Consider the following 24,511-nt stretch of genomic DNA (forward strand, 5'->3'; position numbering starts at 1 on the left):
GGAGGATCACATGGTCGCTGAGGGTACCCGGAGACCCTGCACCGCCCGGATGCCGTCGCGCAGGTCGCGGCTTCCTGGCCGGCCATTGCTTGCTACTGGTTGGTCAGACGAGCACCGGTGCGGGAGTGGGCAGGTAGGGGCTGATGTTGCGCCAGGCGCGCTCGATGTATTCCTCCTTCTCACCGACCGGGGCCACATAGTGCAGCGCGCCTTCGGCGGCGTCGTGGCCCTCGAGGCGGGCGATGATCCAGGCCGCGAGATAGTGCGAGGCCAGGCATCCGCCCGCGGTGGCGATGTTGTCCTTGGCGTAGAAGGGCTGGTTGAGGACCTCGATGCCGGCGGCGACGACCCACGGCTTCGTGGTCAGGTCGGTGCAGGCAGGAATGTCGTTGAGCAGACCGAGCCTCGCCAGCACGAGCGCGCCGGAGCACTGAGCCGCGATGAGCTGGCGCGAGGGGTCCAGGCCCCGCAGGACGTTCATGATCGCCGGGTCTTCGGTGACCTCGCGGGTGGCGATGCCGCTGCCGACGACGACGGCGTCAGCGGTGCACGCCTCCTCCAGCGTGGACATCTGCTCGATGACCACCCCGTTCATCGACGTCACCTTGGGGCTGGGGGTCGCGACGGTGACGCGCCAGTCATCGGTCTTGATGCGGTTGAGCACACCGAGCGCGATCAGTGAGTCGAGCTCGTTGTAGCCCTCGAAGGTGAGGATGGCGATGTGCACGGCGGCTGTCCTTTCCGGATGAGTGGGAATCGACGGTAAGGATCCGCGAGCAGGACAGTCAAAGAATTGTCATGGATACAATTCGGTGCGTGGCAGCCTCGCGATACAAGAAGCTGGTCGACGCGCTCGCATCCGACATCCGGACCGGGCGGCTCGCCCCGGGGGTGCGGCTGGCGACCCACCGAGGGCTCGCCGCCCGCGAGGGCATCGCCGTGGTGACCGCGACCCGGGTGTACGCCGAGCTGGAAGCGATGGGCCTGGTGAGCCGGGAACAGGGCCGCGGCACGTTCGTACGGGACATTGCGGTCCCCGCCGGTCAGGGCATCGATCAGCAGGCCGTCGCCACGGACGCGGTCGACCTCAACTTCAACTACCCGTCGCTGCCCGGCCAGGCCGATCTCCTGCGGCAGGCCCTGCGAGAGGTGGCCACCTCCGGTGATCTCGACTCGCTGCTGCGCTACCAACCACACCGAGGACGTCCACAGGACAGGGCCTCCATCGCACGACACCTCAGACGCCGGGGCATCACCGCCGACGCGGATCAGATCCTCATCGCCAACGGTGCCCAGCACGGCCTGGCCATCACCGTCATGGCCACGCTGAGCGCCGGCGACGTCGTCGCGGTCGACTCACTCACCTACCCGGGTTTCAAGGTGCTCGCGCACGCCTTCCATCTCGACCTGGAGCCCATCCCCACCACCGCCGACGGGCCGGATCTCGATGCCCTGGAGAAGCTGTGCGCGACCCGTCCGGTGCGCGCGATCTACACCATGCCCACGCTGCACAACCCTCTGGGCTGGGTCATGCCGGCAACCGACCGCACCCGCCTGATCAGGATCGCCCGACAGTACGGTCCGCTCATCATCGAGGACGCCTCGTACGCCTACCTGGTCGAGGACCCTCCACCGCCACTGGCCGCAACCGCACCGGACATCACCGTCTACGTCTCGGGACTGTCCAAGAGCATCGCCACGGGCCTGCGGGTCGGCTTCGCCCTCGCCCCGCCACCTGTGGTGCCCTCGCTCGAACGCGCCATCCGGGCGACCACCTGGAACACCCCCGCCCTCACCACCGCCATCGTCTGCCGCTGGCTCGACGACGGCACGGTGGACCACCTGGAAGCGGAGAAACGAGAAGACGCCAAGACGCGCCAGGCCCTCGTCAGGCAGGAGCTGGCGGGCCTCACGCTCATCGGCCACCCCGCGTCCTACTTCACCTGGCTGCCACTGCCCGACGACGTACGCGCCGACCGCCTGACCGCCACGCTCGCGCGCCGACACATCTCGGTCACCACGGCGGAGCCGTTCACCACCTCGACGCACACACCGCAGGCGATCCGCCTCGCCCTGGGCTCGACCGATCTGGATTGTCTCCGGTCGACGCTTCGCACAGTGCGCAGCGTCACCATCGAGGACGCCTACGCCTGAACTCGGGCTCCAGCGCTTCTGCCGGCAAACGAACGTGTGACGACAGGCGGCCCACACGTCCAATGGACCCATGCGATCCGGGGGTTCACGGCGACTCGACTCTTTTGCCGACTGGCTCGGGCGAGGGCCACGTAGAGCATGCGATGGTCGTCATTGGTATGGCTGAGCCCTTGCCGGACCCCGTGGACGTCGGTCTCCTCAAGGCGGACCCCAACGTGATCTCACTCGCGGCCCTTGGCTTGGTGGCAGGTCAGTCCGAGTCGGATGGCCTGTTCCGGCGTGGTTTCTATGGCTTTGTAGATGTTCCAGTCGACTCCGTTGATGCGCCGGTTGTCGTCGGCGTCGAAGACCGTGGCGGTGAAGACGGCGTCGGCGGTCTGGGAGACCACTGCGGGATCGTCTGGATCGTATGTGGTGAGGGCCTCGGACCGGGTCGGGGTGTCGGACCACTGCTGGTAGCCCAGCCAGCCGGCGCCGGTCAGGGCCGCAGCCAGGGTGAGAGCGCCGGCCAAGGCGGCGATGCGCGTGCGGGTCATGCGTTCATCCCCGCAGCTTGTGGTAGTTGGTGCGGTCCCTGTCGGTGGGCAGAGCGTGGGTGGGTACGTCGTCGATCTCCTTGGCCATCAGCGCGGGATACCAGCCGGGGCTCTTGTGGCAGAAGCCGAGAGCGTGGCCCAGCTTGTGTGCGGCCACCATCCGCCGGTAGTTGGTGTTGCCGTACCTTTTGCCGTTGTCGAGGTAGGCGCGGTTGAGGTAGAGGGTGTCGGCTCCTGGGCTCGAGGTGTAGCGGCCCAGGACGCCCTTCCAGTTCTCTCGGCTGCTGTTGATGTCCTGCCACTGGAGGTCGGCGATCGAGCTGGCGTTGTCGGGCCTGAGTTGGATCTGGGTGAGGCCGTGTGTGCTCCACGCTTTGTGCGCGTGCCGGTATGCGTCGTTGAACTTGGTCTCGTCCTCCCAGCGCACCTCCCTGCCGTCCACTGCCGACCGGCCGCGGGAGTCCTTCTGTCCGTCCATGCACTTGGCCGGAGCGGAAGCCGTGAGGACGGCCGGCGGGTGCGGCAGAGCGAGCAGGGCAGCCGCCAAGGCGGCGGTGCCCCATGCGAGTTCGGTGGGCATGAATCTCCCAGAGGACGAAAGCGGAAGATGGGCGGTTCGGTGATCGTGCCCTCGGTCGGGCGAGCGCGTTCAGCGCGTGGGCCACCCTCAAGGGGGGCAGGCTGTCGAGCAATTTGCCGAAGGTGCGCTTGTCGGCCCGGGGCGAAGGGCAGGACGGTCAGCAGGCATGCCCGGCGGGTCTGCGCCACCGCGGAAGGCGCGCTCTCAGCGAGTGGTCGGTGCTGACCGGAGCGAGGCCGAGCCCTTGAGGACGCCGTCGAGTAACGAGTGGAGCAGTGGCAACATGTGCTGATGGGGATAATCGATAGCGGCAATGAGGCCATCCAGTACGTACGGTTCCAGTCGCCTCACCGCAACAGTCGAGGCAACCACACCGGCGTCTTCGGGCTCGTCAACAATCTGGCGAGGGAGGGAAGACTCTCGGATGAACAGGAGTCCTTCCGCCGCCGCAACAACAGGTGGTACGACGCCGCGTACACCGATCCCTCGACCGTTGACCGCCGTGTCTACGACGACGAGGTGAACCCTGGCGCGGCGGCGTGGTTCAAGCCGTCAGCCACTCATCTGCTCGCTCGCGTCTCCGGTTATCTGGAGATCCTGTCCGCGCACGGCATCGCCTGCCAGGCTCTGCGGTCCGCGGACCCGGGACGGGTCATCTACGAGGACGATGTACAGATCGTGGTTGTGCCACACGCACTGAACGCAACAACTGCCCATGAGCGCACCAACACCCGGAAGTGACGCGGCGCGCGGCCAGGTCACGCGTCAGATATTGCGGTCAGCCTGGCCGCCATCCTTGCCACAGGGCTGATCTACATGCTCATCGCCCGCCCCTACGACCGCTCGCATGCCCCCGAGAACGACGCCCTTGAGATCGCCCGGCAACGCCGGGAGTGACCCGAGAGAACTGACTCGGCGCTCCTCGAAGGAGACCCCGCGCACCTGGGTCGCAGCTACCCGCCGCAGACGACCCGGCGCTGACATTCCGTCACCTCACCGCCTACGGGCTCCTCGCCGACGCTGACCACACCCAGCCGAGCAGGGCGTCTCCCGCTGCCGCCAGTCGGCAAGAATGGCCGCGCTCTCACGGGTGGAACTACTGGAGACGCGTCGCAGTGCGGACGAGGTCGGCGACGGCTCTGGATCGACTGTGTGGCGGCCAGGCGATCACGGTGGTGACTTTCGGCGCGTCCAGCACGGGCACGGCGGCGAGGTCGCCGGGCAGTTGGGCCCGGCACGACTCCGGTGAGACGGCGCAAGCCCGGCCGAGCGCGACGAGTTGCAACAACTGCGCGTGGTCACGGACCCGCGGGCCGGGCGGATAGGTGCCGTCCGGGCCGGGCCAACGTGGCAGAGGAAGCCCTGGCAGCCCGGTGATGTCGGCCATCTGCACATGGGCCCGATCGGTGAGCGGATGCCCCGCGGGCAGGACCGCAACCTGGCCCTCCGTACTGAGTTCTTCGGTGTCGAACCCGGCCGCCGAGTCGAACGGCCGGTGCAGCAGCGCCACGTCGGCCCGGCCCTCGCGTCGCTCCGCTTCGCCACGAATCGTGAACATGTCCAGCAGTGTCGGCTCCCTCACCTGGCAGTCAGGAACCGCTGCTGGGGAGACGACGGGTCCGGTGGCCGCGTACGCGTCGTCGAAGACGTTCTTGAACGCCGTCACCCTCCAGTACGCCCAGGAGCTGAGCGGCACGAACATCCTGATCAACGCCGGTTGCCCCGGCTACGTCGCGACCGACCTCAACGGCTTCCGGGGCGTGCGCACCCCCGAACAGGGCGCGGCGATCGCCATCCGGCTCGCGACGCTGCCCGACGACGGCCCGAACGGCAAGTTCTTCGAGGACGCCGGCGTAGTGCCGTGGTGATGTGCACCGGGGGGTAGGCCCCGGAGCTGGGAAACGCAGACCCCGAAAGAGTGAGTTGCTCGTCGGCGAGGGCTCGAAGCGCCGGGCGTCTGCTGGCGCTTTGCGATGGGAGGGGGGCGAGAAGGCGCTGGATACGTCGGGCCCCGCGGATCTGAGATCACAACGGCACAGCGACCGTGACGACGGAAGCCACGATGAATCCTGCCGTTGCCGCAGGGAATCTACGCCGAATCTCCTGGTGCCCCGAACGCGACCTACGTCCATTGTCAGAAGCGGTGTCGACCAACCCGCCCTAGCCTCAACTTGCCCGTTGCACCAGTCGTCACCGGCAAGAGGGGGAAGGCCATGAACGCAGTCTCGGAACCTCGTAACGTCGTTCTTGTGCATGGTGGGTTCGTCGACGGATCTGGCTGGCAGGCCGTGTACGACCTGCTGGTCGCCGATGGCCACCACGTGAGCGTGGTGCAGAACCCGACACTGTCGCTGGACGGCGATGCGACGGTCACACGGCGTGTGATCGCGGCGCAGGACGGGCCGGTGGTCCTCGTGGGCCACTCCTACGGCGGTGCGGTCATCACCGAAGCCGGGCAGGACGACAAGGTCGTCGCGCTCGTCTACATCGCGGCGTTCGCGCCGGACAAGGGCGAGTCGGTCGGCACTCTGATCGCCGACCCACCGCCCGGCGCCCCGGTCCCGCCGATCCTCCCGCCCCAGGACGGCTTCCTCCTCCTGGACGCTCAGAGGTTCCCCGAGGCTTTCGCCGGCGACCTGCCCGTGGAGCAGGCCCGGTTCATGGCCCATTCCCAGGTCCCCTGGGGCGTGGAAGCCCTCAACGGCGCAGTATCCCAGGCCGCTTGGCAGACCAAGCCCAGCTGGTACCTGGTGGCCACCGACGACCACATGATCCCGCCTCCGGCGCAGCGGGCCATGGCCGAGCGGGCAGGGGCCACTGTTGCCGAGGTCGCGGCAAGCCACTCCGTGTACCTGTCGCAGCCTGACGCGGTGGCCGATCTCATCCGGCAGGCCTTCGCCTCCTGAGCAGACCGTTAGCCCTTTGGGCCGGGCGGTTTGCCAAGGACGGCGCGTGCCTTGCGTTCAACGAGTACGGGAACGAAGTCACGCACCGGCCGCCCGGCGAAATCCTCGTGGGCCTGCACGACGGCGTCTGCGACTTCATCAGGAGTGCGCGTCGCCGTGTAGGCCTGCGAGTGGCGTTCGATGAGCGCCCGGATCGCTTCTTCCTCATGGGCGTCGATGGCCACTGCACCCCCTGAGCTGGAGGAACTCTGGTCAGCAGTCACCGGCATTCTCGCGCGCGAACGCCTCGGCGGGCTGCTCGTTGCAGCGAGCCGCCGGGTGCATAGTCGCCATTCGGCCACCCCAGTTGGGACTGCAGGGCCACGCTCATCAGGGTCATCGGCATGTCGATATCCGGCTCGTACTCCAGCCGGAGCGTCACCCAGTGGGAACCGGGCACCATGCGGACGGCAAGCCTGTCCCGCAATTCGTCCTCACGGCGGCGGAAGAAGGCCCGCACGAACGGTTGCTGATGCCGGTGTTGGTGAGTGGGCAGGATGATGGAGGGGCGGGTTCTGGTGTCATCGTCAAAGCAGGGCGTATCGGCCACGGGAAGGGACTTCCGATCTGTCGCACCTGCGGCGTGCAGTACGAGGCGCCGCGCCCCGACTGCCCGGTCTGCCTGGACGAGCGGCAATACGTGGGCTGGGAGGGCCAGCAGTGGACCACGCTGGCAAGGCTGCGGGCGGATGGGCATCGCGGTCGGCTCGATGTGGAAAGACCCGGCGTCATCGGCGTGGGTGCGGTGCCGTCGGTGGCGGTCGACCAGCGTGCGCTGCTGATCCGCTCACCGTCGGGCAACGTGCTGTGGGACTGCGTGGGTTACCTCGACGACGACCTCGCCCATGAGGTCGAGGAGCTGGGCGGGATCAGCGCGATCGCTGTCAGCCATCCGCACTTCTACGGTGTGATGACCGAGTGGGGCCGGGCCTTCGACGCTCCGGTGTACATCCATGAAGCGGACCGCGAGTGGGTGGGGCGGCCCGATCCTCTGATCAAGTACTGGGCGGGCGACACTCACCCGATCGCACCCGGCATGACCTTGATCAACGCGGGCACGCACTTCGCCGGAGGCACGGTGCTGCACTGGGCTGACGACCCCGAAGGCCGCGGCGCGCTGTTCAGCGGCGACATCTTCATGGTGGTGATGGACCGGCGCTGGGTGAGCTTCATGTACAGCATCCCCGACTTCATCCCGGGCGGAACCGTGGCTGCCGGCGAGTGAAGTGAGCGTCGGCCCATGCCTCGTAGGGGAGGTTGCATCTCATGCCGGCCGCTCGTGCCGGGCGATCTCGGTGATGCCCGGCGCCGAAGACCTCCATAGGCATCGGCGCAAACGGAGGCCAAGCAGCTCGCCCGCAGCATGAGTGCTTGCGCCAAGTCGTGCCGGTGCACTCACGGCGGGCTCGACGTCCTGGAAAGCTACAACCAGATTCCGGCCTTCGACGAGGTCTGCAGGGGCACGAAGCTCCAGACGTCAGGGCCACTCCAGTCGTCCGCAGGTGCGTTAAGAGTTGCTCCACCCGGCGGTCCCGGAATACGAGTCAAGCAGGTCCACCACGAAGACGAGGGTCGAGCCCGCCGGGATCAATGGTGACGGCGACTGATTGCCGTAGCCGAGACGTGGGGGAATGATGAGCTCGCGTCGGCCGCCGACCTTCATCCCTTTCACCCCGCGGTCCCAGCCCTTGATGACCCTGCCACCGCCCAGGGCGAACTTGAACGGCTGACCCCGGTCCCAGGAAGCGTCGAACTCCTTCCCGGTCTCGAAGGTCACCCCGACATAGTGGACCCTGACCACCATGCCCGACTTCACCTCGGCCCCGTCCCCGACGACTAGGTCCCGGACGGTCAACTCGGTAGGAGCGTCACCCTCCGGAACGTCGACCTCGGGCTTCGTCAGTTCACTCATTGCACCCTCACTGCTCTCCGTCGAATGCCCTCCGCGCGGGCCGTCCGGACGCATGGACACTCCATGCTGTAGAGACACGCTACCGAGAAAGCGGAATCCCCGGAGCGTGCCAAATCCAGCGCCACAGGTCATGAACTTGCGCAGCGCCAGTGAAAGTGTCCCTTTCTGGCCGGCATAAGGGGTTCTGCGCGACTGCATTGACGCGGGCTCCGGTGGGGAGAATCCCGGGACACGACATGCGGTGTTGGTCGTGGCGTCGAGAACCGAGGGCGGCATGGCGAACGGTGGCCGTAACGAGCGTCTTGCCGCTCTCCTGGTCGAGTCCGGCTGGAGCGCCGCTGAGCTGGCCCGGGCCGTCAACGCCCTGGGCTCGGCCCAAGGGCTGCGGCTTCGGTACGACCGCACCTCGGTGGCGCACTGGCTGTCCGGCTCCCGACCTCGCAGTCCGGTTCCCGACCTGGTGGCCGCCGCTCTGACCAGTCGCGTCGGCCACTTGATCACCGCGCAGGACACCGGGCTCGCCCAGACCTCGCAGGCCCCTGTACTGGTGAACTCCGCCCAGCCCAGGGAGATACAGATGGTGCGACGACTCCTCGATCTATGGCACGCCGACGCCGATCCACGACGCCGCGCTCTCCTCGCTCACCACGACTACCGGCTCTCCGCGCTCACGCTGCCGGCATGGCCGCCCGCCTCGCGCTCGACTGTCGAGCAGTGTGCCGAAGACGGCAGCCCGGAGCCTTCCACCGTGACCCTACGCGAGATGACCCAGACCTTCGCCCAGCTGGCCGACCAGCACGGAGGACGGCTCATCCGCCCGCTGCTCGCAACGTACTTGCGCGACACCGCCTCCCCGTACCTGGCCGCGCCCACCCCCTTGGACCCAGGGCAGCGGGAGGTGTTCACCGGCACCGCCCAACTGACCCACCTCCTGGCCGGCATGGCCGACGACAGTGGCCACCTCGGACTTGCCCAGGACTACTTCCACGGGGCTCTGCGCCTCGCGCGGGCCGTCACGGACGGCCGCCAGTACGCGATCACGCTGCGGGCCATGAGCGCGCAGGCCCTCAGGCTCGGACACGTCGCACAAGCCCTGCGTCTGGCCGACGGAGCCCTGACCACTCTCGGGCCCTGTCGTGACGGCGCGGTGCAGTCCTTCCTTCTCAGCCAGCGCGCCCACGCCCGTGCCCGGACGGGGGAGCGGCGCCTGGCCCGCGCCGATCTGCGGGCCGCGGAGACCCATCACGAGCGGGCCTCCAGTGCCTCCGGTCCCTTCAGCACGTACCCCAGGGCAGGTCTGGAGTATCAGCGGTTCCAGACCCTGAGCGCGCTCCAGGACCGAGCCCCCGCTCTCGCTGCCCTGGAAGCCAGCGTCAGGCACCGCGCAGAGGGCGAACGCAAGGCGACTGCACTGACCCACGCCCGCCTTGCCGAGGTCCACCTGAGCGCGGGACGCCTGGATGCCGCCGTCCCGCACGTCCAGGCATTCCTCGATCGCTACCCCCTGCTGCACTCCGCCCACACCGAGACCGCCCATCAGCGTCTGGACGAGGCACTGGCCCGCTTCCCCCGCCAACGCGAAGCCCTCGCTCTACGCGATCAGGCCCGTGCGGTGCTGCACCCTCTGGCCGACACCTGAGGACGTAGCACCAGGCGCGCCTGACGAGGAGCCGGGGAGGGGACCCTTTTCTGCCGGGCAGCACGCGCCGATGAAGGGAGTCTCCCCCTCACTGTGCCGCGGGGGTCTTTCCGCATGGCAACGATGGCTGGAAGCAGGAACCGGTATGGCGCTCAACGCGAAAGGATCGTTCACGGGTCACCGATTCCAGCCCCGGCCCGCGCTCTCCCGGCCTGGCGAGGGAACCCCTCACAAGCCTGACCGTCGGTTGAGCCGAATGCCGGGCTCCATCTCCGTACGCGTCAGTTCTGCTCGTCGTAGGTTCGCTGGTTGTAGCCCAGGTCCACGAGGAGTTCCTCGCTGTCGGAGCGCTGGTCCCGTGGCTGCTCCACCCGCTGGGGATCGATGGCCATCGCTCCGGTGTCGGTCCAGATCAGGTAGCCGTCGGGCGCCACCGAGCTGCGGGCCGTGTTCCGGTTGTCGGGATGAATGCAGTAGGGCACGTCGAGAACTCCCCGTCGGAAGGCTGCGACGAGCGCTTCGTCGATGTGGGAGCCGCACGCCAGCGCCGACTCGATGAGCGAGGCCGCAGCGCTCGCCAGCGGGGCGTCGTCCGGGATCCGCTCCCCGGTGCGGAGCCGTTCCTTTCGCGCGATCGCGGCCGCGCGTCGAAGAGCGGTGGCGTTCTCCTCGATGGTGGGGATGCGTACGGCCTCGGCTGAGGTTTTCACGATGAGCCGCTCGGCTCCGCCTGCGACGGCCAGGGCTGCCGCCCTCTCGTTGAGCGTGGTGGCGCCGTCGGAGGTCTCGGGGAAGAGACCCATGAACGTGTAGAGGACGACGTGCCAGTCGCAGTCCGGCAGGTACCGCCCGGCGAGGGTGCGCAGAGCGCGGAGAGCGCGCGTGTCCTGCGCGTGGTGGGTCTGCTGGGCATAGCTGAGGGAGATGTCCCGGATTCCGTGGGTACGGAAGAACATTCCCTCCAACACAGTGATAGCCAGCAGGAGTTCGGGTGGGCACAGCTGGCCGAGCATGCAGCCGCCGAAGGACTCGATGTGCGGCCTGAACACGGTGTCCCGGGATGCGGCGAGGATCTCGCAGGCTTCGGCCCAGGCGGTGACGGCGTCGCCCAGGGGCAGCGCGCTGTACGGGAGGCAGTAGGAGATCGGTCCGCCTTCGGTGAGGGCGATGCCGACGTCGAGTCCGGCTTGGACGATGTCCTGGGGCTCGGCGGATCCGTGACGTATCTGTACGGGGAAGTGGGGGGCCTGGATGCCGTCGAGTACCGCGCGTGTCTGCGAGCGGTCGGCTGTGACGACGGGGTAGCCGTTGAGGGATTCTCCGTGGCGTACGGCGGCGCGGGCGGATCCGTAGGCACCGGTGCGGGTGTAGGCGTCGACGGTGAGGGTTCCCACGCTCCAGTCGTCGGCGTCGCGTACGGCGGCGAGCCCTTCGCGCATGAGACGGGGGTCGGCGAATCCCATGCGAGGCTGGACGGTGAGGTGTTGCCGGGCCTCTGCGGTGCGGACGTAGCGGGTGAAGGACGGGCGGGCCCTGTCAGCGGCTGCTGCGCACATGAGAGTTCTCCCGTTCGTCGTTCTTGCGCGCGATCTCCTGCACGATGCGCCGAAGTTCCGCAGGCGTGTCACTGGTCTCGTCCGCTTGCTCGATGAAGGTGTATCCGGCGTCGTCGAGGCGGGCGAGGTCGTCGTCGGGCAGGTGACCGGAGGTGGTGAGCTTGCCGCCGACGGCGAAGGCCACTGCCGCGAGTTCGGGTGCCGTGCGCAGGTTGTCGGCGAGGCGGACCGCGTCGGAGACGCCGTGGCCGTTGACCGTGCTGACCAGCACGAGGTCGGGGGCCTGGGTGCGGGCTGCGTCGAGGTAGTGGGAAGCCTGTGTGCACACAGGCAGCACTTGCGTGGTGCAGCCCAGTTCCCGCAGGGCGAGATCGAGGTAGACCAGGTTCCACATGTGGCTGTCGGAGGCCACGGTGCCGACGATGATGTGCGGGGTGCTCATGTGCATTCCTTCGGTGGGGGAGTGGCGCGTTCGTCCGGGGCTCAGGTGCGGGAGCCCTGGGCGGCCGGCAGGTCGTCGAGGACCTTGAGGTCGCTGTCGCTGAGGTGGAGGTCGCCGGCGCGCGCGTTCGTGCGCAGATTGCGCAGACTCTTGGTTCCGGGGATAGGGATGACGCGCGGTCCTTGGGCGGTGATCCAGGCGAGGGCGACTTCGGCCGGGGTGCGCTCATAGCGCTGGGCGAGGGCGGTGACGGTGTCGACGAGGGCGAGGTTCGCGTCGAACTGCTGCTTCTGGAAGCGCGGCATGTGACGGCGCTGATCGTGCTGGGGCAGGTCGTCGGCACGGGTGAAGCGGCCGGTCAGGAATCCGCGGCCGAGCGGTGCGTAGGCGAGGAACGCGATCTCGTGCGCCCGGCAGTACGGCAGCACCTCGGGCAGGGCGTCGCGGGTCCAGAGCGAGAGTTCGGACTGGACGCTGGTGACGGGGTGGACGGCTGCCGCGGCCGAGATCTGCGCCGGTGTCACCTCGGACAGCCCCAAGTGCCGTACCTTCCCCTGCCGGACGGTTTCCGCGAGCGCTCCCCAGGTCTCCTCCAGGGGTACGTCGGGGTTGACGCGGTGGAGTTGGTAGAGGTCGATGTGGTCGAGGCCGAGCCGGCGCAGGCTGGCGTCGACCGACGCGCGGATGTGCTCGGGCCTGGCGTTGTTCGAGTAGGTGGGTTTGCCGTCGGTGTCGTCGTCGAGCACGAGGCCCACCTTGGTCGCGACCGTGACCGTGGCGCGGTCCATGAGTTTCAGGGCGCGGCCGACGAGTTCTTCGTTGGTGTACGGCCCGTAGACGTCGGCGGTGTCGATCAAAGTGACGCCCAGCGTCTGGGCCTGTCGCAGGACGGCGAGGGCACTGTCCTCGTCGCGTCCTTGTGGATCGTAGGCATGCGTCATGCCCATGCAGCCCAGTCCGATGCGACCGACGCTGGGGCCGCCGACGGCGAGTGAGACCCGGTCCATGTCAGAACTCCTGTCAACTTATGTACTGAATAGTGACTTTCAAGTGCATTTGGTAGATTCGTCGCTTCGTGTCACGACCGAGAGGAGAGGCGATGTCCGGCCTGCTGCTGGTTACCGATCTGACCTACGAGGCCGCCGGGCGGCGCTACTGCGACGAGGACATCGCCCTGGCGGAATGGCTGCGGGCGACATGGCCCGTGGCGATGACCAGTCCCCGGCAAGCGGCCGAACTGGTCGACCGGTTCGATGTCGCCCTGGTGCGCAACAGCGGTCCGGTGACCGGCTACCGTCGCGAGTACCAGGCGTTCCGGCGGCGCGTCGCCGAAGTCGGCACCCCGGTCTACAACCCTCTCCACGCCCGCGCGGACATGGCGGGCAAGGGATATCTGATCGACCTCACCAAGGCCGGGGCCGCTGTGGTGCCCACGGCCGACCACCTGGACGCGGCCCGCCTGCTGGCCGACGGCAACGACTGCATCCTGAAGCCTGTCGACGGCGCCGATTCGCAGGGGCTGCGTCGGGTGACCGCCGCCGATCTGGAGTCGGCCGATCTGACCGGCATGATCGTCCAGCCGCTGGTGGACTTCCGCTACGAGGTGTCGTTCGTCTTCGTCGACGAAACGTTCCACTACGCGCTCTACGCTCCCGATCCCGAGCGGCGCTGGGAGCTCGAGCCGTATGAGCCGTCCGAGCAGGATCTGCGGTTCGCCCGCTACTTCATCGACTGGAGCGGGCTCTCCCACGGCGTACAGCGGGTCGACGCCTGCCGCACCAACGGCGGGGAACTGCTGCTGATGGAGCTGGAGGACCACAATCCCTACCTTTCGCTGCTGGCTCTTCCCGCCACGACCCGGGACTCCTTCCTCTCGGATCTCACGAAATCGTTGGGGCGTCTGATGGAGGAGAGTCGGCCGGGCCTGACCGCGCAGCCGGACGAGTGAGGTCCGCATGAGCGCCGCGTCCCCACTCCAGGGCCTGCTGCTCGTCGCGGGCCAGCAGGTGCCGCACATCGTCGCCGACCACGGTCACCAGACGCTCGCCGGTGATCCGTCCCGGGAGGCGCCGCTCCTTCAGAAAGCGGGAGACGTCGAAGTAGCCTCCGGTCACCACCACGACGGGGCGAGCGCTGATCTGGGGAACGACGAGGTTCAGGCCTTGGGACGCGAGGTGGGACTTCAGCGTGTGCACGTCGTACGCGTCGGGCAGTTCGATCACTGTTGATCGGCGGTCCATCACGACGAGGGGCGGGCTGCCGCACGGTCCGATGCGGGACCCGACACGGAAGTCGTCCCGGTTGAGCCGGCACACCAGGGTCGTCCCGCCGTGCTGGGCGGCGCGGACCGCTTGCGGGTGCAGCACCTTGGCCCCGTGCTGTGCACACAGCAGTGCGCGCTCCCAGCTGACCTGTTCCAGCAGGCGGGCGTCGTCGACGAGACGCGGATCGGCGGAGAAGATGCCCTCCACGTCCGAATAGATCTCGCACTCGTCCAACTGCAGCTCCGCCGCGAGGAGAACCGCGCTGAGATCCGACGTGTTCTTGCCCAGGTAGCGCGGGTCCTCGCCCGCGCCGGCTCCCTGCCCGCCGGGCACCACGACCAGGTCATGGTTGCGCAGCGTCCTCTCCAGTCCACGGGTGTCCACGCGGATGCTGTCGACCGCGGCCGTGGTCTGGCGCAGGCCGATGTCGCCGCCGAACAGCGCCCCTGTGCGAAGGCCCGCGTCGGTGGCCGCCGCGCGGAGCAGCGCGGCGCCCTGGGAGTCCGCGAGCGTGATGGCACTTCCCGCGACCGGCGCGCCCGCGTCCGGGGCGACGTCCGTGACGAGCTCGCGCAGCTCTTCCGTGGTGCCGGGCATGCCGCTGACGACCACGACCAGGCGCTGCCCGCCGCGCACCCGTTCGGCCAGGTGCTGCGCGACCCGGCGGAAGCCTTCCGCGTCCGGGAAACTGGATCCGCCGAACTTCAGCACGTGCAGATCAGTCACGGCGAACCGCCTGCCGCGCCAACGACTCGGCGATCTGGAGCGCGTTCAGGGCCGCCCCGATGCGCAGGTTGTCCGCCACCAGCCAGAACATGGTCCGGTGCTCGTGCTCCGGGTCCTTGCGGATCCTGCCGACGTGCACCAGATCCGCCTGAGGGCTGCACCGAGGTGTCGGGGGCCCGTCACTCCACACCCGTACCTCGCAGGCCGTGGCCAGCAGCTTGCCGACCTCGTCGGCGGAGGCCGGGGTGGCACATTCCACCACTACGGACTCGGCATGGCCGTTGACCACGGGAACGCGCACACAGGTCGCGGTCAGATCCAGTTCCGGCAGTTGCAGAATTCGCCTGGCCTCCTGGCGCATCTTCCGTTCCTCCAGCGTCCACCCGTCGTCGAGCAGTTCGTCGATCAGCGGGACGACGTTGAAGGCGAGCGGCGGGTCGAACACATCGGCCGGCGCCTCGGCACCGGGATCGTCCAGAGCCTGCCGAGAACCGTCGAGGAGTTCCTGGGTGCCGGCGTGGCCACGCCCTGAAGCCGCCTGGTAGGTGCTGACGGTGACCCGGGTGAGGCCGTAGTTCTCGTGGAGGGGCTGAAGGAGTCGCACCAGGGGGATGGTGGAGCAGTTCGGGTTGGCGATGATGCCGCTCGTCGGCAGGCGCCGCAGAGCTCCTGCGTTGACCTGGGGCACGACCAGGTGCGCGTCCGGTCGCATCCGGAAGGCGTTGCTGTTGTCGACCACGAGGCATCCGCTGGCCGCCGCGCGCGGCGCGTGCGTGGCGCTCGCCTCGGTCCCGGCCGAGAAGAACGCCAGATCACGCCCGGTGAAGTCGTACTCTGCGAGATCGTGGACCGTCAGCAGGTCCGCTCCCATCCGTACGGTGTCACCGGCGGAGCGCGCGGACGCCACCAGCTCGACATCACGGGCCGGAAACCCGCGGGCACTCATCAGCTCGAGGAACGTGCGACCCACAGCGCCGGTGGCACCTACCACGGTCACCCGCGGACGGGCGAGGCGATCAGGAGTCATGTGAACTCCCTGTGCCCGCCCCGATATCGAGTACATCGTCGTGTTGCATCACCGCTGACGGCCCGAAGGCGGGGGCTTCGGCGTACTGCGCGTAAGTCAGGACGTTCAGGCTGTCGTCATGAACAGCCGCGCTCTGGTCGTTCCGCTTGCTCGACAAGTCGCACTCCGATCTCGGGCCCGCCTCTCTCCGCGGGCACGCTGAATCCTCTGGTGCCCCGACATATGGAGTGTGTGCGACCGTAACGGCGTGAATGCGTGCGTGCGTTGAACGGTTGCGCGCTTGTGAACCACTGCGCGGCTCGCTCCCTCGCGCGCCTCGCCTCTCCCGAGGGAGGCGTCCGCTGAGCGCCGACCTGGCCGGACGGGCCGCGCTCCAGCACACTCGGGATCAGCGACTCCCTCATGCTTCGGCTCGAACGCCGCGGGGCGTCAACACCGCCCAGCAGGGCGGGTGGTGTCCAGTTGCGGCGGGTCGTGCCTGCCTCCGCTGTCGCTGCGCCAAGGGCTGTCCCGTCAGCGCGCGTCGAGAGGGGCGTGCACGTTTGCGCTCCGCCCGCGGTCCATAGCGCACATCCCCAGGACGGTGGCCCCGGTCAAGGACTCGCCCGATCTTCGGTCACTCTTCCGAGGTCGCTCCTTGCAGCGGAACGGAGCCCAGGAACCTGGCGGCGAAGCTCGCCAACTGCTGCCGCATGCTTTCCCGCGAAATGTGCTGTTCTCCGACCAGGTGCTCGACGAGGTCGGCTCGTGTCGCGGCGAGCAGGGCGTGAGCGGTGAAGTCGCTGTCGGTCATGCCGGGGATCTGCTCCAGTACGGCTTGGAGCAGGCTGCGCCACCGCTCGTAGTGCTCCGCTTGGTACGGGCTGCTGCTCCCGCTGTCCTCCAGGGCCAGTGCGAGGCGCCGGTTGTCGAGCTTGAAGCACAGGACGGCATCGAGCAGGGCAGGTACGCGATCCTGCGGTGGGGTCGTGGGCCCCAGGGGCGGTGGGCCGCTCTCGACGGCCTGCCTGACCGGTTCGAGCCGTGCCTCGTACAGCGCGCGGAGCAGCCCGGCGCGATCGCCGAAGGCCCGGAAGAGCGTGCCCTTGCCGACGCCGGCCGCAGCCGCGACGTCGGCCATGGTCACGTCCTCGGGACTTTCACGGCGGGTGAAGAGGGCGTCGGCAGCGGCGAGCACGGCCTCCCGGTTCCGGATGGCGTCCTTGCGGGACGACTGGCGTTCGGGCATGCCGCTCTCCTTGTTTGCAAAACGGACCCGTGGTCCATATCGTTGAAGCGGACCCAGGGTCCGTATCTTATGACTTGAGGATACCCATGTCCGCACCGACGTCCCCGGCGGATCTGTACCGCCACAGTCTGCGACTGCTGCTCGACAAGGACATTTCCGCGTGGGTCGACCTGTGGGCCGATGACGGCCTCATGGAGTTCCCCTTCGCTCCCGACGGCTGGCCCCGGCGTCTGGAGGGCAAGGAGGCCGTCGCCGCCTACATGCGCCACTATCCCGACCACATCGACCTGCATGACTTCCCTGACCTGCGGATTCACCAGACCACCGATCCACGGACCATCGTGGTCGAGATGCGCGGTGTCGGCCGCTTGGTGGAGAGCGATGCCCCCTTCGACATGACCTACATCGCCGTCGTGACCGTCCAAGACGGGCACATCACCTCCTACCGCGACTACTGGAACCCCCTCGCCGTCCAGGAACCCGCCGCCGATTTCACCGGGAGCAACCGATGACCATCGCCGGCACCACACTCGTCATCGGCGCCACCGGCACCACCGGAAGCCGCACCGCCGCACAGTTGTCGGCCGCGGGCCACCGCGTCAGAGCCGCCAGCCGCCGGGCGACCCCGGTCGCCGGCGCCGAGCCGGTCCCCTTCGACTGGTACGACCCCGCCACCTACGCGACCGCCCTCGACGGGGTCGACCGCGTCTACCTCATCCCGCCCCTGGGCGACTCCGACCCCGCGGCGACCATGCTGCCGTTCCTCCACCAGGCCCGCAGCGCCGGCGTGGACCGCGCAGTGCTGCTGAGTTCCTCGGCCATCACCGAGGACAGTCCGGCGCTGGGAGCGGTGCACCGGGCTCTGCCCGATCTGTTCGAGCAGTGGGCGGTACTACGGCCCTCGTGGTTCATGCAGAACTTCACCGGCACACACGCGCACGCTCGCAGCATCCGCGACGAGGGCATCATCTGGACCGCGGCCGGAAGCGGCCGGGTCGGCTTCGTCGACGCCGAGGACATCGCGGCCGTCGCCTTGCGCGCTCTGACCGACGAGCAAGCCCCCAACGCCGATCTCCTCCTCACGGGACCCGAGGCACTCGGCTACGACGACATCGCCGCGATCATGGGCGAGGTCACCGGTCGGCCCGTGCTCCACCGCCGTCTGTCCTACGAGCAGATGCGCGATCGCCTCACGACGGAGGTGCCGGTGGAGTTCGCCGCAATGCTGGCCGACATGGACCGTGCCATCGCCGGAGGGGCGGAGGATCGCATCACCGACACCGTCCACCGCCTCACCGGTCGGCCCCCGCGCGCCTTCCGGTCCGTCCTTGAGAGGGAGATGCCGTGCAGCAGGTGAAGTTCCAGGGCGATCAGTAGTTCTGGTTCAAGACCCTGCGGAACCTCGGCCCGGCCGTCTACGGCGGTTCGGACTCGGTGAAGTCGTAGCAACCGCCTCCCAGATCACCTCCGGCGACTGCGACGGGTGGTACGACGCCTGTCGGTCCACCGCCAAGCGTCTGGACAGCCGAAGCCCGTGCACGCCACCCCAGAAAGGCATACGGCGGCGGGGTAACCCCGGCAGTCGAAGCGGGCATACCCGCCCTGGTGCCGGCGCACCACTGCCGGAGACCGAGGAAACGCCAAGTGGCCCTTGAATTAACGGAAACTCACGGAATCCATAACGCTAAAGATTTCCTCTCGGATCCTTCTGATTGACGACTGATCCGTTCCTTTTTGCACAACGGCGTCTCTATCCTGATCGTGCTTCGCCAAGAGGGCGTGGCGGCCGCCGACGCACCCGGGGAGGGGCGCGGAAAGCGGTTTGTTGGGGGGTGCGGAGAAATTCGTCTCGCCACCCTGGTGTCCGCATGATGAAAGCCGAGGAATTCCCGTGAGACGTACGACTTCCGTTCTGCTGTCCCTGAGCGCCCTGGCGGCGGTCACCGGTCTGACCGTTCCCTCTGCGGTCGCCGCCCCGGCGGCCGATCGGCCGGCCGTCCCCGCCGGCTGGGAGGCGGTGGACGCGTCCGAACTGGCACGCGCGACGGACGGGGCGGACGCCCGGAGGGCCCCGCGCGCCGCTGCCGAACCCGAGCAGCTGGCCCTGCAGTCGGTCCGCAACAACCGCTTCGTGGCGACCGAGGTGAACTACCCGGCCCCGAACACCGGTGTGCAGCGCGCCCGCTCCGCCGCAGTCGGCGGATCCTGGGAGAGCTTCGCCTTCGAGTGGGACGAGGCCACCCAGACCTACGCGCTGCGCTCCCTCGCGAACAACCGCTACGTGGCCGTGGAGAAGAACTACGCGGGCAGCGCGCAGAACATCCTGCGCGCTCGCTCCACGAGCGTGGGCGGCTGGGAGCGGTTCGTCCTGTACTACAACGCGGAACTGGACCGCTATGCGCTCCAGTCCACGCTGAACGGTCTCTTCGTCACCATGGAGAACAGCTACACCGGCTCGCTCCAGTACGCGCTGCGCGCCCGCTCCGCCGAGGTCTCGGGTTCGTGGGAGCAGTTCGCCCTCTACAGCATCGGCGCCTGACCTCGCCCGACAGTTCGCAGGCATTGAGCCCCAGTCGCGCGGCGACGGCGGCCGAGCCGGGCAGGGGCCCGTGGTCCTCGACCATCCGCAGCGCGTGGTCGATCTTGACGTGCGCGATCCACACGTCGGCGGTCCCGTCGCTGCCGCGCACTTCGATGTCGTACGCCTGACGCACGTCAGACCCGCGCGATGGTGGCAGCGGGTCTGACGTGTGCCACCACGAGAGACGCGGTTCCCCGGCGAAACGACCGCTGCGGTCCTGGCAGGGTCTCGGGGTTGTCGCGTAGCTGGCCGTCGCGGAGCTGTCCAGGGTGCGGAAACTGCGTGGCTGCGTAGTGAGCGGTGCCGGTATCGTCCGGTCTCGCGACCCGCCCTACGGCGGCCTACGTCCAGAGAGCGATCCAGATGACCAGCCAGCAAGCAACGACGACCCTGTGGCGGCCCACCGGCCCCAAGGAGCTGGAGCTGGTTCGGGAGCTGAACTGGCGTGCCTGGCCGCCCCGGCTGCCGGAGCAGCCGATCTTCTATCCGGTTTTCAACGAGGACTACGCGGTCAGGATCGCGCGGGACTGGAACGTGAAGCACGACGGCGCCGGATTCGTCACTCGTTTCGAGGTGGAGACGGAGTTCTTGAGCCGGTATCCGGTCCAGCAGGCCGGCGGGCGGACCATCCTCGAGCTCTGGGTTCCCGCCGAGGAGCTGGACGACTTCAACGCTCACATTGTCGGTGCAATCAAGGTGGTCCACGAGTTCCGCTGAGACTGGGCAGCCGTCGGAGCCGTCCTGGACAGCAGCCCCTTGTCGGCATACACGTGAACGTACCCACCCGGTACGAAGAAAAGGGACCGTTCCTGTTGCGCTGATCAGTTGCCGGTCACCCGCTGAAAGATCTCGGAGAACTCGCCGTTCTCGATCAGTCCGGCGATGACGTCGGTCATGCTCTCGATGCCGGGATCCCTGACGATCAGGCCGTCCGAGACCCAGAAATACCGGCCCCCGAGGGCCTCGTCGGTCCCTGTCCAGAGTCTCATCAGGCGCTCGACCTCGGCGATGGTGAACACGGTCGCGGTCCAACGAGATCCATCGCTCAGGGTCACGAAAACATCGACGTTGCAGATCTCGTCCAGGTCCTCGCCGGCGCTGGGCAGGAACGACGCCTGGAAGCCGTCCTTGCGGACCCGATACCAGGGTTCGTCCCACCCGCGCTCGTCCGGCTCGGACGATGTGCTGTGACTCATCGCGCGAGTGTCCCCGGGTGGGGCATCGTTCTCAACCGAGATCCGGACGCGGCATGAGGCACGCGGCCCGGCGTGCCTCCCCCGTTCGTCGCCGTTACCCCGGATGGGTCAGCCATCCCGAAGTCGGTGACCAGGCGGGACAAGGCACCCCGAACACCTCCCGTGAACCCCGTGCGCAGGCGCGTTGTCGCTGCCCGGCGCACCATGGAAAGGCGGCACGGGAACCAGGAGGGACGGGAGCGGCACAGGTGGGCGTAGAGCGCGAAGACGGCAGCGCGGGCGTCGACGACGCCGAGCTGCGCCAGCTCCAAGCCCTCAACCGGATGCCGGGCCCCTCCGGGGAGGTCCCCACCGGCACCGCTCCGCGCCCCCGCAACCGTGACGCCGAACTACTGGTCACCGGGCACGCCCTCGCCCAGGTCACCTCACTGGGGGAAGCCCTCGACCTCGTCGCCCAGCTCGCAGGCCCCCACTTGCCACTCGGCGCGCAGGCCGTCTTCCGCGCCGACCGCGAGGTGCTGCACTGCGTCGGCAACGTCGGCCTGCACGACGAGGACGACACCCATCGCATGCTGCGACTGCCCCTGGACTCCGTGCACCCGGCCACCCAGGTGGCCCGCACCGGCCGCCCGGTCTTCCTCGCTTCCCCCGAGGAGTTCCAGGAGCGCTTCCCGGTCGGCTGGCAGCTCTCCGACCGCGACAGTCATCGCACCTGGGCCTTCCTGCCGCTCTCCACGTACGGGCAGCTCACCGGCGTGTGGATGGCCGCCTTCGACGCCCCCACCCCGCTCACCGACGAACGCGGCACCTTCCTGCTGACCGTGGCGCGCCTGCTGGGCCAGAGCATCGAGCAGACCTACGACGGACAGGCCGACCGTGCCCTCTCGCAGAGCCTGCGCAGCAGCATGAGCCGCATCGGTCCCGGCGTCGACGGCCTCACCCTCGCCGCCCGCTACGTTCCCACCGGCGGCGGCCTCATGGTCGGCGGAGACTGGTTCGACAGCATCACCCTGCCCAGCGGCCGTCTCGGCCTGGTCATCGGCGACGTCCAGGGCCACGACGTGCACGCCGCCGGGCTCATGTCGCAACTGCGCACCGCGATCCACGCATACGCGGCCGAGGGGCACGGCCCCGACGCCGTACTGGTGCGGGCCTCCCACTTCCTGAACTCTCTCGGCGAGGGCCGCTTCGCCACCTGTATCTATCTGGAGGCCGACCCCGCCACCGGCACGCTGCGCATCGCCCGCGCCGGACACCCGCACCCCGTGCTGCGGCTGCCGGACGGCACCAGCTTGCTCAAGCACGTACGCGGGGGACTACCGCTCGGCCTCGACCTCGGCGAGGACAACTACCCGGTCAGTGTCGTCACCCTGCGCGCCGACGAGATTCTCATGCTGTGCACCGACGGCCTCATCGAATCCGGCGGCCACGACATGTACTCGGGGTGGCTCCGTGTGCGCGACGCCCTCGCCCCCGGCACCCCCGACGACCTCGACGCCATCGCCGACCGGCTGATGAACGCCGTCGTCGACGCACCGGCCACCGCCTCGGGCGAACGGCCTGCGGGCTCCTCGTTCACCGAGGACGACATCGCCTTGCTGCTCCTGCGCCGCGACCCCTCAGGCGCGCGGGCCGTGCGCTCCGGGCGGCACCTGCGCTTCACCCTCGAACAGGACGAGGCGCAAGGTCTCGCCGACGCCCGCATCGAATTCCAGGGACTCCTCCACGACTGGACGCGCCCCGAGCAGGTCGACACCGTCCTGCTGCTGGTCTCCGAACTCCTCGGCAACGTCCTCGTGCACACCGAACAGGCCGCCACCCTGCGCGCCGACATCAGCGGCGCCCGAGGCGCGCGCCGGCTGCGCGTGGAGGTCACCGACCGTAGCGACGATGTTCCGCACCGCCGAGCACCGGGAGAACTCTCCTCCTCCGGCCGCGGCCTGCTCCTGCTGGACCTGCTGGCGCAACGGTGGAACATCCGCCCCGAGCCGGAGGGCAAGACGGTGTGGTTCGAGGTCGACGAAGACGGCCCGGACGAGCCCTGACACCGCGCGGTGGCCGGGAGCGCGGGCTGCGGCACCTCGGTCGCCGGACCTCTGGAACAGCTCAAACCGCCCATGCAGCGGGGGGGGTATCCCGCATCATGGAGTGATGATCATCAAGTCCAAGCGTGAACTGAACGTCCTCGTCCTGCGTGACGCCGACCGCATCGCCGACGCCGTCCACCATGCCCTCCGTAATGCCTCCGACTCCGAACGGCCGGGCCTGGAGCGGGCCGCCGCCCTCATCGCGGAACAGGCGGCCGCGAGCGAGGCGGGGGTGCGCGGGCGCTGGGTGCGCGATCAGTTGGCGGCGGCGGGGTACGAAGGGCCCGCCGACACGGTTCAGGCGATCAAGATTCTCCGTCGGGCCCAGCCGTCGTTGAGTCTTTACGGGGCTGTGCAGTTGGCCAAGGACGCGGCGAAATAGGGGGCCGGGCAGCTGGAGATGGTGGCGGCGCTGTCCATCGTCCTCCTCACGCGCTGGCAGAACCCGGAACAGCAGCTCAGTGCCCTGAGGTCGCGGCGTGCCCGGATCTTCTCCGCGTCGCGGGCCGTAGCCTGACTGTCTCGTCCGGTCCTTGCTGAGAGTCAGGGTCCGCGGGGCCACCGCACGAACACCTCCCGGGACGGATTCACCATCGCCATGGGCAACACCTGGATCACGCGCGCCGAAACCAGCGCCGACATCACCGCCATCCGCGACATCAACCTCGCAGCCTTCCCGACCCCTGCCGAGGCCGACCTCGTCGACAGCCTGCGTGCGGACCCGACCGCCTGGATCGCGGGGTGCTCCCTCGTAGCAACGGACGAGAGTGACCGCCCGGTGGCGCACGCACTGCTGACTCGCTGCCACATCGACTCCACTCCGGCCCTCTGCCTGGCCCCGTGCGCCGTCCGACCGGAGCAGCAACGAGCGGGTGCCGGCACCGCGGCGATCCATGCGGCCTTGGCCGCAGCCCGGTCCATGGGAGAGCACCACGTGGTGGTTCTCGGACACCCGGCGTACTACCCCCGGTTCGGGTTCACCCGCGCCTCGACCCACGGCATCGGCTTGTCCATCGACGTTCCCGATGACGCTCTGATGGCACTCAGCCTCGACGCCGAGCATCCCCTCCCCAGCGGAACGGTCCGCTACGCCGCCGCGTTCGGGATCTGATCTCTTTTCTTTGGCGCGGGCCGAACCAGGTGCAGCGCGGGCACCGTTCGCCTATCGCGAAGCGCTCTCCCGTGGCCAATACCGGAAACGGAATTCCGCCCTCTGGGGTAGTTCAGGGCATCACCTGAAAAGCCGGGGCGACTGGTGGGTCGGACGGGTGGGCTGCCCGCTCCCGTTGGCGCCGGGTGGGTCGAAGTCGAGCGTCTCCTGAGCAGTCGGCCGGGCACCGGCTGGACAGGGGTGGGTGCTTGGTTCTGGTGGCCAGTTGGGCCCGCTGCGTGGGTCTCGTCGTCAGTGGCCGGGTGACGTCAGAGTGCGGCGTCGCCGGCGGTGGCCGGGCCTCCGGTTCGTGCGGTCGGTCGGCGTTGTATCTGGTGAGGTCGATCAGGCCGGGGAGTCTGATCTGAAGATCTTCCGTAGTTTTTGTGTGGTCGTTGTGGTGGTGGGGTGGGTATGCCGTGTGCAGTTTTTTGTTGGTGGGGTGAGTGTGTGGATTGTGGTGGGTGTTGGGGGCGGTTTATTTTGCT

General features: G+C 68.5%; 25 protein-coding genes and 2 pseudogenes. 14 read left to right on the forward strand and 13 right to left on the reverse strand.

Annotated features, from left to right (window positions below; all coding sequences use genetic code 11):
- Positions 1-103: 103 nt before the first annotated feature.
- A complete protein-coding gene (locus ABT127_RS28035) occupies positions 104-727 on the reverse strand; it encodes a DJ-1/PfpI family protein (RefSeq protein ID WP_351455641.1) in 624 nt (207 codons plus the stop codon).
- Positions 728-816: 89 nt separating this feature from the next.
- Between ABT127_RS28035 and ABT127_RS28040 the strand changes: the two genes are divergently transcribed.
- Entirely contained in the window at positions 817-2,154 is a 1,338-nt protein-coding gene (locus ABT127_RS28040) for an aminotransferase-like domain-containing protein (protein ID WP_351455643.1), read from the forward strand.
- Positions 2,155-2,375: 221 nt separating this feature from the next.
- Here the strand turns inward: ABT127_RS28040 and ABT127_RS28045 are convergent, their stop codons facing one another.
- Together ABT127_RS28045 and ABT127_RS28050 are read right to left on the reverse strand one after the other, a co-directional pair.
- A complete protein-coding gene (locus ABT127_RS28045) occupies positions 2,376-2,690 on the reverse strand; it encodes a hypothetical protein (protein ID WP_351455646.1) in 315 nt (104 codons plus the stop codon).
- 4 nt (positions 2,691-2,694) lie between these two features.
- The gene (locus ABT127_RS28050; protein ID WP_351455647.1) at positions 2,695-3,270 is read right to left on the reverse strand and encodes a zinc metalloprotease; all 576 of its coding nucleotides are present in this window, start codon (positions 3,268-3,270) and stop codon (positions 2,695-2,697) included.
- Positions 3,271-3,561: 291 nt separating this feature from the next.
- Here ABT127_RS28050 and ABT127_RS28055 point away from each other — a divergent pair, with 291 nt between their 5' ends.
- Positions 3,562-4,011, forward strand: a complete 450-nt coding sequence (locus ABT127_RS28055) for a hypothetical protein (RefSeq protein WP_351455714.1) — start codon at positions 3,562-3,564, stop codon at positions 4,009-4,011.
- Positions 4,012-4,366: 355 nt separating this feature from the next.
- Here the strand turns inward: ABT127_RS28055 and ABT127_RS28060 are convergent.
- Positions 4,367-4,798: pseudogene (locus tag ABT127_RS28060) on the reverse strand (LysR substrate-binding domain-containing protein); the annotation flags it as partial.
- On the opposite strand from ABT127_RS28060, the pseudogene ABT127_RS28065 reads away from it, so the two are divergent.
- Positions 4,797-5,138: pseudogene (locus ABT127_RS28065) on the forward strand (SDR family NAD(P)-dependent oxidoreductase); the annotation flags it as partial. The pseudogenes ABT127_RS28060 and ABT127_RS28065 sit on opposite strands and share 2 nt — an antisense overlap.
- A 345-nt stretch (positions 5,139-5,483) precedes the next feature.
- Entirely contained in the window at positions 5,484-6,176 is a 693-nt protein-coding gene (locus ABT127_RS28070) for an alpha/beta fold hydrolase (protein ID WP_351455649.1), read from the forward strand.
- A gap of 8 nt (positions 6,177-6,184) precedes the next feature.
- Here the strand turns inward: ABT127_RS28070 and ABT127_RS28075 are convergent, their stop codons facing one another.
- Positions 6,185-6,400 carry a three-helix bundle dimerization domain-containing protein gene (locus tag ABT127_RS28075; protein WP_351455651.1) on the reverse strand — a complete coding sequence of 72 codons (216 nt, stop codon included), beginning with the start codon at positions 6,398-6,400 and terminating at the stop codon, positions 6,185-6,187.
- A 200-nt stretch (positions 6,401-6,600) separates the two neighbouring features.
- Here ABT127_RS28075 and ABT127_RS28080 point away from each other — a divergent pair, with 200 nt between their 5' ends.
- On the forward strand, positions 6,601-7,440 hold the full coding sequence (locus ABT127_RS28080; protein ID WP_351455654.1) for an MBL fold metallo-hydrolase: 840 nt from the start codon (positions 6,601-6,603) through the stop codon (positions 7,438-7,440).
- Positions 7,441-7,722: 282 nt separating this feature from the next.
- Here ABT127_RS28080 and ABT127_RS28085 read toward each other — a convergent pair whose 3' ends face one another.
- Positions 7,723-8,127: an FKBP-type peptidyl-prolyl cis-trans isomerase gene (locus tag ABT127_RS28085; RefSeq protein ID WP_351455656.1), complete on the reverse strand. Its 405-nt coding sequence runs from the start codon at positions 8,125-8,127 to the stop codon at positions 7,723-7,725.
- Between the two features lie 250 nt (positions 8,128-8,377).
- Here ABT127_RS28085 and ABT127_RS28090 point away from each other — a divergent pair, with 250 nt between their 5' ends.
- Positions 8,378-9,766 (forward strand): NsdA family TPR-like regulatory protein, encoded by a 1,389-nt coding sequence (locus tag ABT127_RS28090; protein ID WP_351455658.1) that lies wholly within the window; start codon positions 8,378-8,380, stop codon positions 9,764-9,766.
- Positions 9,767-10,047: 281 nt separating this feature from the next.
- On the opposite strand, the gene ABT127_RS28095 is transcribed toward ABT127_RS28090, so the two are convergent.
- The 3 genes from ABT127_RS28095 to ABT127_RS28105 are packed head-to-tail and all read right to left on the reverse strand — an operon-like array spanning position 10,048 to position 12,771.
- A complete protein-coding gene (locus ABT127_RS28095) occupies positions 10,048-11,322 on the reverse strand; it encodes a methylaspartate mutase (protein ID WP_351455660.1) in 1,275 nt (424 codons plus the stop codon).
- Complete coding sequence (locus tag ABT127_RS28100; RefSeq protein WP_351455661.1) at positions 11,303-11,764, reverse strand: cobalamin-dependent protein; 462 nt, start codon at positions 11,762-11,764, stop codon at positions 11,303-11,305. Before ABT127_RS28100 ends, ABT127_RS28095 begins: the two co-directional genes overlap by 20 nt.
- 41 nt (positions 11,765-11,805) lie before the next feature.
- Positions 11,806-12,771, reverse strand: coding sequence for an aldo/keto reductase (locus ABT127_RS28105; RefSeq protein WP_351455664.1), 966 nt, complete (start codon positions 12,769-12,771; stop codon positions 11,806-11,808).
- A 92-nt stretch (positions 12,772-12,863) separates the two neighbouring features.
- On the opposite strand from ABT127_RS28105, the gene ABT127_RS28110 reads away from it, so the two are divergent.
- The gene (locus tag ABT127_RS28110; protein ID WP_351455667.1) at positions 12,864-13,712 is read left to right on the forward strand and encodes an ATP-grasp domain-containing protein; all 849 of its coding nucleotides are present in this window, start codon (positions 12,864-12,866) and stop codon (positions 13,710-13,712) included.
- Here ABT127_RS28110 and ABT127_RS28115 read toward each other — a convergent pair.
- The 3 genes from ABT127_RS28115 to ABT127_RS28125 all read right to left on the reverse strand — a co-directional run bounded on the left by ABT127_RS28115 (position 13,645) and on the right by ABT127_RS28125 (position 17,009).
- Positions 13,645-14,754 carry an amino acid kinase family protein gene (locus tag ABT127_RS28115; protein ID WP_351455670.1) on the reverse strand — a complete coding sequence of 370 codons (1,110 nt, stop codon included), beginning with the start codon at positions 14,752-14,754 and terminating at the stop codon, positions 13,645-13,647. The genes ABT127_RS28110 and ABT127_RS28115 overlap by 68 nt on opposite strands.
- A complete protein-coding gene (locus ABT127_RS28120; protein ID WP_351455672.1) occupies positions 14,747-15,781 on the reverse strand; it encodes an aspartate-semialdehyde dehydrogenase in 1,035 nt (344 codons plus the stop codon). The genes ABT127_RS28115 and ABT127_RS28120 overlap by 8 nt, the downstream gene beginning before the upstream one ends.
- Before the next feature lie 616 nt (positions 15,782-16,397).
- Positions 16,398-17,009, reverse strand: coding sequence for a TetR/AcrR family transcriptional regulator (locus tag ABT127_RS28125; protein ID WP_351455675.1), 612 nt, complete (start codon positions 17,007-17,009; stop codon positions 16,398-16,400).
- An 86-nt stretch (positions 17,010-17,095) separates the two neighbouring features.
- Here ABT127_RS28125 and ABT127_RS28130 point away from each other — a divergent pair, with 86 nt between their 5' ends.
- From ABT127_RS28130 to ABT127_RS28145, 4 genes are all read left to right on the forward strand, one after another.
- Positions 17,096-17,521 (forward strand): nuclear transport factor 2 family protein, encoded by a 426-nt coding sequence (locus tag ABT127_RS28130; RefSeq protein ID WP_351455678.1) that lies wholly within the window; start codon positions 17,096-17,098, stop codon positions 17,519-17,521.
- Positions 17,518-18,366, forward strand: a complete 849-nt coding sequence (locus ABT127_RS28135) for an NmrA family NAD(P)-binding protein (protein ID WP_351455681.1) — start codon at positions 17,518-17,520, stop codon at positions 18,364-18,366. The genes ABT127_RS28130 and ABT127_RS28135 overlap by 4 nt, the downstream gene beginning before the upstream one ends.
- A gap of 534 nt (positions 18,367-18,900) precedes the next feature.
- A complete protein-coding gene (locus ABT127_RS28140; protein ID WP_351455684.1) occupies positions 18,901-19,548 on the forward strand; it encodes a fascin domain-containing protein in 648 nt (215 codons plus the stop codon).
- Between the two features lie 405 nt (positions 19,549-19,953).
- Positions 19,954-20,307 (forward strand): hypothetical protein, encoded by a 354-nt coding sequence (locus tag ABT127_RS28145; protein ID WP_351455686.1) that lies wholly within the window; start codon positions 19,954-19,956, stop codon positions 20,305-20,307.
- 104 nt (positions 20,308-20,411) lie between these two features.
- Here ABT127_RS28145 and ABT127_RS28150 read toward each other — a convergent pair whose 3' ends face one another.
- Positions 20,412-20,786, reverse strand: coding sequence for a hypothetical protein (locus tag ABT127_RS28150; RefSeq protein ID WP_351455689.1), 375 nt, complete (start codon positions 20,784-20,786; stop codon positions 20,412-20,414).
- 248 nt (positions 20,787-21,034) lie between these two features.
- Between ABT127_RS28150 and ABT127_RS28155 the strand changes: the two genes are divergently transcribed.
- The 3 genes from ABT127_RS28155 (at position 21,035) to ABT127_RS28165 (ending at position 23,984) form a co-directional block, all read left to right on the forward strand.
- A complete protein-coding gene (locus ABT127_RS28155; protein ID WP_351455692.1) occupies positions 21,035-22,831 on the forward strand; it encodes a SpoIIE family protein phosphatase in 1,797 nt (598 codons plus the stop codon).
- Between the two features lie 106 nt (positions 22,832-22,937).
- Positions 22,938-23,255, forward strand: a complete 318-nt coding sequence (locus ABT127_RS28160; protein ID WP_351455694.1) for a hypothetical protein — start codon at positions 22,938-22,940, stop codon at positions 23,253-23,255.
- A 216-nt stretch (positions 23,256-23,471) separates the two neighbouring features.
- Positions 23,472-23,984: a GNAT family N-acetyltransferase gene (locus ABT127_RS28165; protein ID WP_351455696.1), complete on the forward strand. Its 513-nt coding sequence runs from the start codon at positions 23,472-23,474 to the stop codon at positions 23,982-23,984.
- Positions 23,985-24,511: the final 527 nt, after the last annotated feature.

Origin of the sequence: Streptomyces sp. NPDC001904 (assembly GCF_040297005.1) — a bacterium.
Taxonomy (GTDB): Bacteria; Actinomycetota; Actinomycetes; order Streptomycetales; family Streptomycetaceae; genus Streptomyces.

Excerpts from the sequence above, each read along its gene's own strand:
- ABT127_RS28045 (WP_351455646.1), bottom strand. The coding sequence starts at position 2,690 with ATGACCCGCACGCGCATCGCCGCCTTGGCCGGCGCTCTCACCCTGGCT.
- ABT127_RS28050 (WP_351455647.1), bottom strand. The coding sequence starts at position 3,270 with ATGCCCACCGAACTCGCATGGGGCACCGCCGCCTTGGCGGCTGCCCTG.
- ABT127_RS28055 (WP_351455714.1), top strand. The coding sequence starts at position 3,562 with ATGGGGATAATCGATAGCGGCAATGAGGCCATCCAGTACGTACGGTTC.
- ABT127_RS28070 (WP_351455649.1), top strand. The coding sequence starts at position 5,484 with ATGAACGCAGTCTCGGAACCTCGTAACGTCGTTCTTGTGCATGGTGGG.
- ABT127_RS28085 (WP_351455656.1), bottom strand. The coding sequence starts at position 8,127 with ATGAGTGAACTGACGAAGCCCGAGGTCGACGTTCCGGAGGGTGACGCT.
- ABT127_RS28095 (WP_351455660.1), bottom strand. The coding sequence starts at position 11,322 with ATGTGCGCAGCAGCCGCTGACAGGGCCCGCCCGTCCTTCACCCGCTAC.
- ABT127_RS28100 (WP_351455661.1), bottom strand. The coding sequence starts at position 11,764 with ATGAGCACCCCGCACATCATCGTCGGCACCGTGGCCTCCGACAGCCAC.
- ABT127_RS28105 (WP_351455664.1), bottom strand. The coding sequence starts at position 12,771 with ATGGACCGGGTCTCACTCGCCGTCGGCGGCCCCAGCGTCGGTCGCATC.
- ABT127_RS28110 (WP_351455667.1), top strand. The coding sequence starts at position 12,864 with ATGTCCGGCCTGCTGCTGGTTACCGATCTGACCTACGAGGCCGCCGGG.
- ABT127_RS28120 (WP_351455672.1), bottom strand. The coding sequence starts at position 15,781 with ATGACTCCTGATCGCCTCGCCCGTCCGCGGGTGACCGTGGTAGGTGCC.
- ABT127_RS28125 (WP_351455675.1), bottom strand. The coding sequence starts at position 17,009 with ATGCCCGAACGCCAGTCGTCCCGCAAGGACGCCATCCGGAACCGGGAG.
- ABT127_RS28130 (WP_351455678.1), top strand. The coding sequence starts at position 17,096 with ATGTCCGCACCGACGTCCCCGGCGGATCTGTACCGCCACAGTCTGCGA.
- ABT127_RS28135 (WP_351455681.1), top strand. The coding sequence starts at position 17,518 with ATGACCATCGCCGGCACCACACTCGTCATCGGCGCCACCGGCACCACC.
- ABT127_RS28145 (WP_351455686.1), top strand. The coding sequence starts at position 19,954 with ATGACCAGCCAGCAAGCAACGACGACCCTGTGGCGGCCCACCGGCCCC.
- ABT127_RS28150 (WP_351455689.1), bottom strand. The coding sequence starts at position 20,786 with ATGAGTCACAGCACATCGTCCGAGCCGGACGAGCGCGGGTGGGACGAA.
- ABT127_RS28160 (WP_351455694.1), top strand. The coding sequence starts at position 22,938 with ATGATCATCAAGTCCAAGCGTGAACTGAACGTCCTCGTCCTGCGTGAC.
- ABT127_RS28165 (WP_351455696.1), top strand. The coding sequence starts at position 23,472 with ATGGGCAACACCTGGATCACGCGCGCCGAAACCAGCGCCGACATCACC.